At 71.7% G+C, this 7958-nt stretch carries 8 protein-coding genes; 3 read left to right on the forward strand and 5 right to left on the reverse strand.

Annotation, left to right across the window (positions count from 1 at the left end):
- The first annotated feature begins 462 nt into the window (after window positions 1–462).
- The 3 genes from ACWGIS_RS35965 (at window position 463) to ACWGIS_RS35975 (ending at window position 3031) form a co-directional block, all read left to right on the forward strand.
- Window positions 463–984 carry a hypothetical protein gene (locus ACWGIS_RS35965; RefSeq protein WP_453366722.1) on the forward strand — a complete coding sequence of 174 codons (522 nt, stop codon included), beginning with the start codon at window positions 463–465 and terminating at the stop codon, window positions 982–984.
- 371 nt (window positions 985–1355) lie between these two features.
- Complete coding sequence (locus tag ACWGIS_RS35970) at window positions 1356–2111, forward strand: thioesterase II family protein (RefSeq protein ID WP_453366723.1); 756 nt, start codon at window positions 1356–1358, stop codon at window positions 2109–2111.
- Window positions 2108–3031 carry an AfsR/SARP family transcriptional regulator gene (locus ACWGIS_RS35975; RefSeq protein WP_453366724.1) on the forward strand — a complete coding sequence of 308 codons (924 nt, stop codon included), beginning with the start codon at window positions 2108–2110 and terminating at the stop codon, window positions 3029–3031. The genes ACWGIS_RS35970 and ACWGIS_RS35975 overlap by 4 nt, the downstream gene beginning before the upstream one ends.
- A 118-nt stretch (window positions 3032–3149) precedes the next feature.
- Here ACWGIS_RS35975 and ACWGIS_RS35980 read toward each other — a convergent pair whose 3' ends face one another.
- The 5 genes from ACWGIS_RS35980 to ACWGIS_RS36000 all read right to left on the reverse strand — a co-directional run.
- Complete coding sequence (locus tag ACWGIS_RS35980) at window positions 3150–3938, reverse strand: ABC transporter permease (RefSeq protein WP_453366725.1); 789 nt, start codon at window positions 3936–3938, stop codon at window positions 3150–3152.
- Entirely contained in the window at window positions 3935–4933 is a 999-nt protein-coding gene (locus tag ACWGIS_RS35985) for an ATP-binding cassette domain-containing protein (protein WP_453366729.1), read from the reverse strand. Before ACWGIS_RS35985 ends, ACWGIS_RS35980 begins: the two co-directional genes overlap by 4 nt.
- 494 nt (window positions 4934–5427) lie before the next feature.
- Entirely contained in the window at window positions 5428–6270 is an 843-nt protein-coding gene (locus ACWGIS_RS35990) for a DUF4097 family beta strand repeat-containing protein (RefSeq protein WP_453366726.1), read from the reverse strand.
- Between the two features lie 80 nt (window positions 6271–6350).
- Window positions 6351–6869: a hypothetical protein gene (locus ACWGIS_RS35995; RefSeq protein WP_453366727.1), complete on the reverse strand. Its 519-nt coding sequence runs from the start codon at window positions 6867–6869 to the stop codon at window positions 6351–6353.
- Between the two features lie 429 nt (window positions 6870–7298).
- Window positions 7299–7958: alpha-isopropylmalate synthase regulatory domain-containing protein (locus ACWGIS_RS36000; protein ID WP_453366728.1), on the reverse strand; the 660-nt coding region annotated here is incomplete at its 5' end.

Below are 7958 nucleotides of genomic sequence, written 5' to 3' on the forward strand. Positions count from 1 at the left end.
GGCCCCGGCGGCGGCGGCCATCAGCGTGACGGCCCCGTAGGCGGCGTTGCGCAGGGTGACCTTGTCCTCGTTGCTGAAGGTGACAGACATGGGGGCTCCTTAGTACGTCGTACGCCGTTCCCGGCGTCGCTCCGTTTCCGTGGCCCCATCATGGCACACATGTGGCGCCATGGTGAATCGGACTGCGCCACAAATGAGCCATCGTTCAGTCACCTCGGCGACACGGCCACCGGACATCACGGCCCATTCCGCCCCCTGATCGCTCTCCTGGCGCGCTCACCTGCCGTTTTGTCCCCACCAACTACACGAACACCAACGCCACATCGGCGCTCGTGGCGCCAGTGGCACAAATACGGCTCCACATGGCACCACTCATGTGTCATGATGGCGTTGTCGGCAGCGCACGCACGGCTTCACCGCCGAACGCGCTTCTCAGGGACTGGACGAGCAAAGGGGCGGATCATGGAGACAGCACGGAGCCGACAGCAGGCGCCCGGCGCCTTCGCCGCCTTCGCCCGCTTCGTCCTCTGCGGCGGCGGGGTGGGTGTCGCCTCCAGCTTCGCGGTGACCGCCCTCGCCCCCTGGACGACCTGGGTCCTGGCCAACGCCGTGATCACGGTGGCCTCCACGCTGCTGGCCACCGAACTGCACGCCCGCTTCACCTTCGGCGCAGGCCAGCGCGCGACCCGGCGCCAGCACCTTCAGTCGGCCGGGTCCGCGACGGCCGCGTACGTGGTGACCTGCGCGGCGATGGCCGTCCTGCACCTGCTGGTGGCGGCACCCGGCGCGGTGCTCGAACAGGTCGTCTACCTGTCCGCCTCGGCGCTCGCCGGCGTCGCGCGGTTCGCGGTGCTGCGTCTGGTCGTCTTCGCCAAGGGCCGCTCGCAGTCCGCGGTCCGCGAGCGCACCGCCACTCCGGTACCCGCGGCCGTCAACCGCCCCGCGGTTCCCGCCGGACCGGCGGCGCTCTGCCCCGCTGCCTGAGCGCCCCGGACCCACCTCGACTCCCCCCAATGCCCTTGCCCCCGGCGCTACTTCGCGTCGGGGGCAAGGGCATGAGATCCCGGCACAGCGGAAAAAGGCGGGCAGGAACGAGGCGTTGACCACCGGGTCGGCAGCCCGCGCTTCCCGGAGGCGGCACGCGAACAGGCGCGACCCCCGCAAGGCGGACCCCAGGAAGGGCCCGAAGGACACCCCCGGGGCGGCCCGCTCGAGAACCGGTGCAGAGCACCTCGAAGCCCGCCCCAGCACACGGCTGCCACCGGCGCGACTCCGCGTATCGTCCCAACTCCTGACCCCGTTCCGGGATCCGGACCCTCGGGCCGGGCGCCGGAGTGTCTTCCGATGGAGTCGCCATGCCGAAGGCCGACGAGCCCGAGCTGCGTCTGTTCGTGTTCCATCACTCCGGTGGCTCGCATCGCATGTACCGCGACTGGCTGTCCGCCTTCCCGGCCGGCTGGGACGTACAGGTTCCCGACGCACCCGGCCGCGGACCCGGCGACGAACGCCCCCCGCTGGACGACACGGGCGCCCTGCTGGAGTACTTCCTGCACGAGCTGGACGACCGGCTGACGGGCCGTTTCGCGTTCTTCGGCCACAGCATGGGCGGGCTCGTCGCCTACGAACTGACGCGCCTGCTCCTCGACTCGGGACGTACGCCGCCGGTCTGGCTCGGCATCTCCGCGCGCGGCACCCTCCATCCCGACGGGGACCCCGCGCGCCGGTACCTGCTCTCCGACAGCGACCTGCGGCGGGAGTTGGTGGCCATGGGCGGTACGTCGTCCTCGGTCCTGGACCACGACGAACTGTGGGACCTGTTCAGGCCGACGATCCGCGCGGACCTGCGGATCAGCGAGACCTGGCGCACCAGCCCCCTCGCCGCGCCGCTGCCGGTGCCCCTCTCCGTCTTCGGCGGCACCGCGGACCACGTGGCGCCACCGCACCGCATGGAGGGCTGGGCGGCCGCCTCCGAAGACTTCCTGGGCGCGCACCTCTTCGACGGCGGCCACTTCTACTACCAGGACCGGCTCCCCGAGGTCGCCGCGCGGATCCAGCAGGACGTGGGCCGCGCCCTGCTCCTGGGCCGGGCGCCCACCGGGACGCACCGATGACCGTCCTCGACGTCGCCGTACCGGCGCCGGTGCGCGGTGAGCCCACCGAGTTCCGGCTGCTGGGTCCGGTGGTCGTGCACGACGGGACGAGCGGAGCGGGCATCGCGCCCACCGGATCCAAGCAGCGGGCGCTGCTCGCCACCCTGGTCATCCACGCCGGTGAACGCCTGCCCGTGGACCGGCTGGTGGAGGAGCTGTGGGGCGACCGGCCCCCGGCCAACGCCCCGAACGCCCTCCAGGCCCACATGGCCCGGCTGCGCCGGCTGCTGCCCACCCGCGGCCACCGGTGGATCAGCACGCTGCCCACCGGATACCTGCTGACCCTGGGCCACGCCTCCACCGACGTGGAGCGCTTCACCCGGCTGTCCAGGCAGGGCAGGGCGGCGGTCCCCGACAACCCCCGGTACGCGGCCGAACTCCTCAAGGGCGCCCTCTCGTTGTGGCAGGGGCCGGCCCTCCAGGACAGCCGTCACGGCCCGATCTGCACGGCCGAGGCGGAGCGCCTGGAGGAGCAGCGCCTGTCCACCCTGGAGGCGCTGTACGAGGCGAGTCTCAACTGCGGGCGGTATGCCGAGATCACCTGTGACCTGGAGCGGCTGACCATCGATCACCCGCTGCGTGAGCGCTTCTACGACCTGCTGATGATCGCCCTGTTCCGCAGCGGCCGTGAGGCGGAGGCCCTCGGCGTCTACGAACGCGCGCGCCGCCATCTGGTCGGCACCCTCGGCATCGAACCGGGCCCGGCCCTGCGGTGCCGCATGGAGGCGATCCTCAACCACTCCCCCACGCCCCCGGCCGGGCATCCCCGCCGCGCGGACCTCGTGACGCAGATGGCGCACCTGCAGAACCGTATCGACCAACTGGTGCGGGACCAGCAGGAGTTGCTGCGCAGGGTTCAGGAGGCACCCGAGGTCCGGTGACCGCGGCGCCACCGCGGCCGGGGCGCGGGACCGGTGAACGCGCGAGCGGCGTACTCCGACCGGTGCCGGAGTACGCCGTCTGGGGCGGGTCAGGCCGAAGCCGTGCCGTGGAGGCAGCTCAGGCCGGGTCGCTGTTGAACTTCGAGGCCGACCAGAAGTACCCGAGCACCGCGAGGCCCACGCACCATGCCGTGGCGAGCCACCCGTCGTTGCCGATCTCGGTGCCGAGCAAGAGTCCGCGCAGGGTCTCGATGGCGGGCGTGAACGGCTGGTACTCGGCGATCGGCTGGAACCAGCCCGGCATGGTGTGCAGGGGGACGAAGGCGCTGGAGATCAGCGGCAGGAAGATCAGCGGCATCGCGTTGTTGCTCGCGGCCTCGGCGCTCGGGCTGACCAGGCCCATCCCGACCGCGATCCAGGTCAGCGCCAGGGAGAACAGGACGATCAGGGCGCAGGCCGCGAGCCACTCCAGGACCGTGGCGTCGGTCGACCGGAAGCCGATCGCGACGGCGACGGCGCCGACCAGGACCACGCTCATGACCGACTGGAGGACGCTGCCCACGACGTGTCCGATGAGCACGGAGCCGCGGTGGATGTCCATGGTGCGGAAGCGGGCGATGATGCCCTCGGTCATGTCGTTGGAGACGGACACCGCCGTGCCGATGGTGGTGGAGCCGATGGTCATCAGCAGGACCCCCGGCACGAGGTACGCGATGTAGTCGGAGCGGCCGGCGCCGCCGCCGAGGCCCGCGCTCATCGCGTCTCCGAAGATGTAGACGAAGAGGAGCAGCAGCATGACGGGGGTCAGCAGCAGGTTGAGGGTGAGGGAGGGATAGCGCCGGGCGTGCAGCAGGTTGCGGCGCAGCATCGTGTTCGAGTCGCGCACGGCGAGGGACAGGGAACTCATCGGGTCGTCTCCTTGGGCTGCTCGGCTCCGCCGGGCGCGGGGGTGCGGCTGTCGGTGAGGGCGAAGAACACGTCGTCGAGATCGGGGGTGTGCACGGTCAGCTCGTCGGCCTCGATGCCGACGGAGTCCAGCCAGTCGAGGACGGACCGCAGCTCGCGCGGGGTGCCGTCGCTGGGGATCCGCAGCGACAGCTCCTCGTCGTCACGAGTGGCCTCGTCCAGCGCGGCGGCGGCGGACCGGTAGGCGGCGGGGTCGCTGAACCGCAGGCGTACGTGGCCGCCCGGGATGAGCCGCTTGAGTTCCTCGGCGGTTCCCTCCGCGGCGATCCTGCCGTCGTGGAGGACGGCGATCCGGTCGGCGAGCTCGTCGGCCTCCTCCAGGTACTGCGTGGTGAGGAAGACGGTGACACCGCCGGCGACCAGCTCGCGGATGATCTGCCACATGGTGTGGCGGGAGCGGGGGTCGAGACCGGTCGTGGGTTCGTCGAGGAAGATGATCCGCGGGCTGCCGACCAGCGTCATCGCGATGTCCAGACGGCGCTTCATGCCGCCGGAGTAGGTGGCGGCGGGCTTCTTCGCGGCCTCCGTGAGGTCGAACAGCTCCAGCAGTTCGGCGGTGACACGCCTGCCCTCCTGACGGGAGAGGTGGTGCAGGTCCGCCATGAGGAGCATGTTCTCCTCGCCGGTGATCAGCCCGTCGACGGCGGAGAACTGCCCGGTGACGCCGATCGCGGCGCGGACACCGCCCGGCGAGGCCGCGATGTCGTGCCCGGCGACCTGGGCCTGCCCGCCGTCGGCGGTGACGAGGGTGGAGAGGATCTTGACGGCGGTGGTCTTGCCGGCGCCGTTCGGACCGAGCAGCGCGAAGACGGACCCGGCCGGGATGTGCAGGTCGATGCCGTCGAGGACGGTCTTGTCGCCGTACGACTTGCGCAGGCCGACGGCGGAGACGGCGGCCGGTGACGGACGGTCGCCACCTTGCCTGGACATGGGCATGACAGAAGAAGGCATGGGAGCCCTCCGTTCGAGGATGAGGTGGTCGGGTGGTGCGGCGGATGCGCCGAGGTGGGGCTGTCGCTCCGGTTCGGGCGGCGGGCCGCTCGCGAGCCTGTGCCGACGGCTCGTGTGCTGTCATGGCTCGCGTGCTGTCACGGCTCACCGGGTGGCGCTGTGACCGTCGGGCGGCGCGAACTACGGTCGGGCGGCGCCAACTGCTGTGTCCGATGGCCCTGTTGTCGAGTCGGCACTGACGGTGTTGCCGAGCCGGTACTGACCGCCGTCGCCCGGACGGCGGGCCGATCACCGGGCCGGCGCCGACGTCTCGGCCTTCGCCGCGATGACGGTCACCGAGGCGGCACTCGCGCGATGGGCCGAGGCGCGACCGACTGCCGCGCGTGCCCCCCCCAGAACTCAACCGCGCTGCCGTGCCGCCGTGTTGTCGAAGAGGTGTCCTCGGGCGACGGCGCTGCGGCCGCTCGCCCGAGGCGCGCTCACGCCTTGGCGCGGCGGATGTCGATGTTGCCGTGCCGGGTACGGGCGCGGATCCTGACCGTGTTCTCGCCGGCGTCCTGGGCCTCGGACACGGTGAGGGTGTTGCGGACCTGACCGGACCCCGAGCTGACGTCGAGCCAGGCGGCCGTACCCTCGCGGACGCCGATGTCGATGGCGCCGTAGGAGGTCTCCAACTGGACGGTGCCGCGCACCACTTCGTCCACCCGCAGGGTGCCGTGGGCGGTGGTGGCGGTGACCGAGTCCTCCGCGCGCCGGATCTCGATGTCGCCGTTGGCGCCGCTCACCCGGAGTTCGCCGGTCGCGGCGGCCACGGTCGTGGTGCCGTGGGAGTTCTTCAGGACGGCGGGGCCGTCGAGCAGACCGACGCGCACGCTGCCGGAACTGGTGGTGATCTCGGCCGAGCCCTCGACGCGTTCGACGGTGATCGACCCGTGCGAGGCCTTCAGCTGGAGCGGGCCGGTGGAGTCGAGGCGGACGTCACCGGAGGAGGTCTTCACGCGGACCTCACCGAGCCGGCCCTCGCCGAGCACCTGGACCCAGGCGCCGGTCAGGTCGATGCGGGAACCCTCGGGCAGTTCCACCGTCACGTCGACGGTGCCGGTGCGCCCGAACAGGTTGGTCTTGGGCGTCCTGAGGGTGAGCGCGCCGCTCGCGTGCCTGACCTCGGTCTGGTCGGCGGTCCGCACGTCCAGGTCCTTCTTCGGATCGCGAGGCGCGACCTGGACGACCGTGTCGGCGCGCTCGCTCGCGGTGAACTGGATGGAGCCGGCGTCCACGTGCGCCGTGACCGAGATCGCTGCGGGAGTGTCGAAAGAAGGCATGGCTGCCCCGTCCTCTTGGGTCCTAGGGCGTCCCCGCTGGTGGGACGTGTGGTGGGTGAAGGGGTGCGTGCGGGGCGCGGTCAGCGCACCCAGCCCGTGAAGCTCTGGCCGACGGTCTGTGCCTTCTCGGCCGGCCGGGGCCGCGCGCCGCCGTCGACCGCGGCCGCCACGGCTCGTACGAGCCACGCGTTGACCGAGAGGCCCTCACGGCTCGCGGCCTCCTCGGCACGCGCCTTCAGATGAGCCGGCAGGCGCAGGTTGACGCGGGCGGTGCCGCCCTCGTCACCGTCGGCGGGCACGGTGGCCCGGAACGGTTCGGCGGGCGCGGCCGGCTCCGCAGGGGTGTCGGCGTAGGCCGGCGGCAGGCTCACCACGAAGTCGGGGTCGAGCCCGCGCAGCCGTACGTCGACCGAGCCGGGGGCGAGTTCGCGGGTGATCTCGTCCATCGCCGCGGAGAGCACGTTGAGCAGGGTCAGCCGGGTCGCCGACTCCAGGGGCACGGTGAGCCGCTCGGCGAGCTCGCGGGCTTCGTCGCCGCCGGTTTCGGCGGCCACCGCGAGTTCGCGGCGGAGGGTGTCGACATACGGCGTGAGGTCCATGACGCCATCATTGCACCACGATGGCACCACAGGCAAGCACATCCGGTGCTCCGTAGCGGACGAGTTTGCGCACTACCCCCGCCACCTGCGGAAACGTGATCCGGGCGCCCTGGTTCGGAATGGCACCACCGGTGATCCCGCGCTGCTCGTGGCATGCGGTGGCGCCGGGCTGCGCCACATGGCACCAAGTGGCACCACGCACGGCCGGGCGAGGTCGTACAAGGTCCGTGCGAGTTCATGCCAGGTCTCGGGGCAAGGGTGACTGCCGACTGTGGCTGCGGGTCGGAGCGCCGGATCGGCAACGCATCGCCGGCGCGGCCACACGCCTGTGGCGCCGCAGCGGGCCGCAGCGTATAGAGGTCCGGCGCCCCCTGCCCTCCCGCGGACCGGAGCCGATGCGGGGTCGCGCGCGTCCGGCCCTCCCCGTGCCTACTCGACGGGCTCCACGCCGGCCCGCAGCAGCCCGTAGGTGTACGCGTCCTCCAAGGCCCGCCAGGAGGCCGCGATGACGTTCTCGGCGACGCCGACCGTGGACCACTCCTCCTGCCCGTCCGTCGTGGAGATGAGGACCCGAGTGGCCGACTCCGTGCCGTGCTTGCCCTCCAGGATGCGGACCTTGTAGTCCACGAGCCCGAACTTGGCGAGCTGGGGGTAGATCTTCTCCAGGGCGACCCGCAGGGCCCGGTCGAGGGCGTTGACCGGGCCGTTGCCCTCGGCGGTCGCGATGATGCGCTCGCCCTTGGCCCACAGTTTGACCGTGGCCTCGTTGGCGTGGGTGCCGTCGGGCAGGTCTTCCACGATGGCCCGCCTGGACTCGACGCGGAAGTAGCGCAGGGCGTGGCCCACCACCTCTTCCCGCAGGAGGAGTTCGAAGGAGGCGTCGGCGGCTTCGTAGGTGTAGCCCTGGAGTTCGCGTTCCTTGACGCGTTCGACGACGCGGGCGACGAGTGCGCGGTCGCCGCCGAGGTCGACGCCCAGTTCCTTGCCCTTGAGTTCGATGGAGGCGCGGCCGGCCATGTCGGAGACGAGCATCCGCATGGTGTTGCCGACCTGCTCGGGGTCGATGTGCTGATAGAGGTCCGGGTCGAC

This window comes from Streptomyces sp. NPDC054842, assembly GCF_053611025.1.

What these genes read in the sequence shown, in the direction of transcription:
- ACWGIS_RS35965 (WP_453366722.1), top strand. Translation starts at nt 463, where the DNA reads ATGGAGACAGCACGGAGCCGACAGCAGGCGCCCGGCGCCTTCGCCGCC.
- ACWGIS_RS35970 (WP_453366723.1), top strand. Translation starts at nt 1,356, where the DNA reads ATGCCGAAGGCCGACGAGCCCGAGCTGCGTCTGTTCGTGTTCCATCAC.
- ACWGIS_RS35975 (WP_453366724.1), top strand. Translation starts at nt 2,108, where the DNA reads ATGACCGTCCTCGACGTCGCCGTACCGGCGCCGGTGCGCGGTGAGCCC.
- ACWGIS_RS35980 (WP_453366725.1), bottom strand. Translation starts at nt 3,938, where the DNA reads ATGAGTTCCCTGTCCCTCGCCGTGCGCGACTCGAACACGATGCTGCGC.
- ACWGIS_RS35985 (WP_453366729.1), bottom strand. Translation starts at nt 4,933, where the DNA reads ATGCCCATGTCCAGGCAAGGTGGCGACCGTCCGTCACCGGCCGCCGTC.
- ACWGIS_RS35990 (WP_453366726.1), bottom strand. Translation starts at nt 6,270, where the DNA reads ATGCCTTCTTTCGACACTCCCGCAGCGATCTCGGTCACGGCGCACGTG.
- ACWGIS_RS35995 (WP_453366727.1), bottom strand. Translation starts at nt 6,869, where the DNA reads ATGGACCTCACGCCGTATGTCGACACCCTCCGCCGCGAACTCGCGGTG.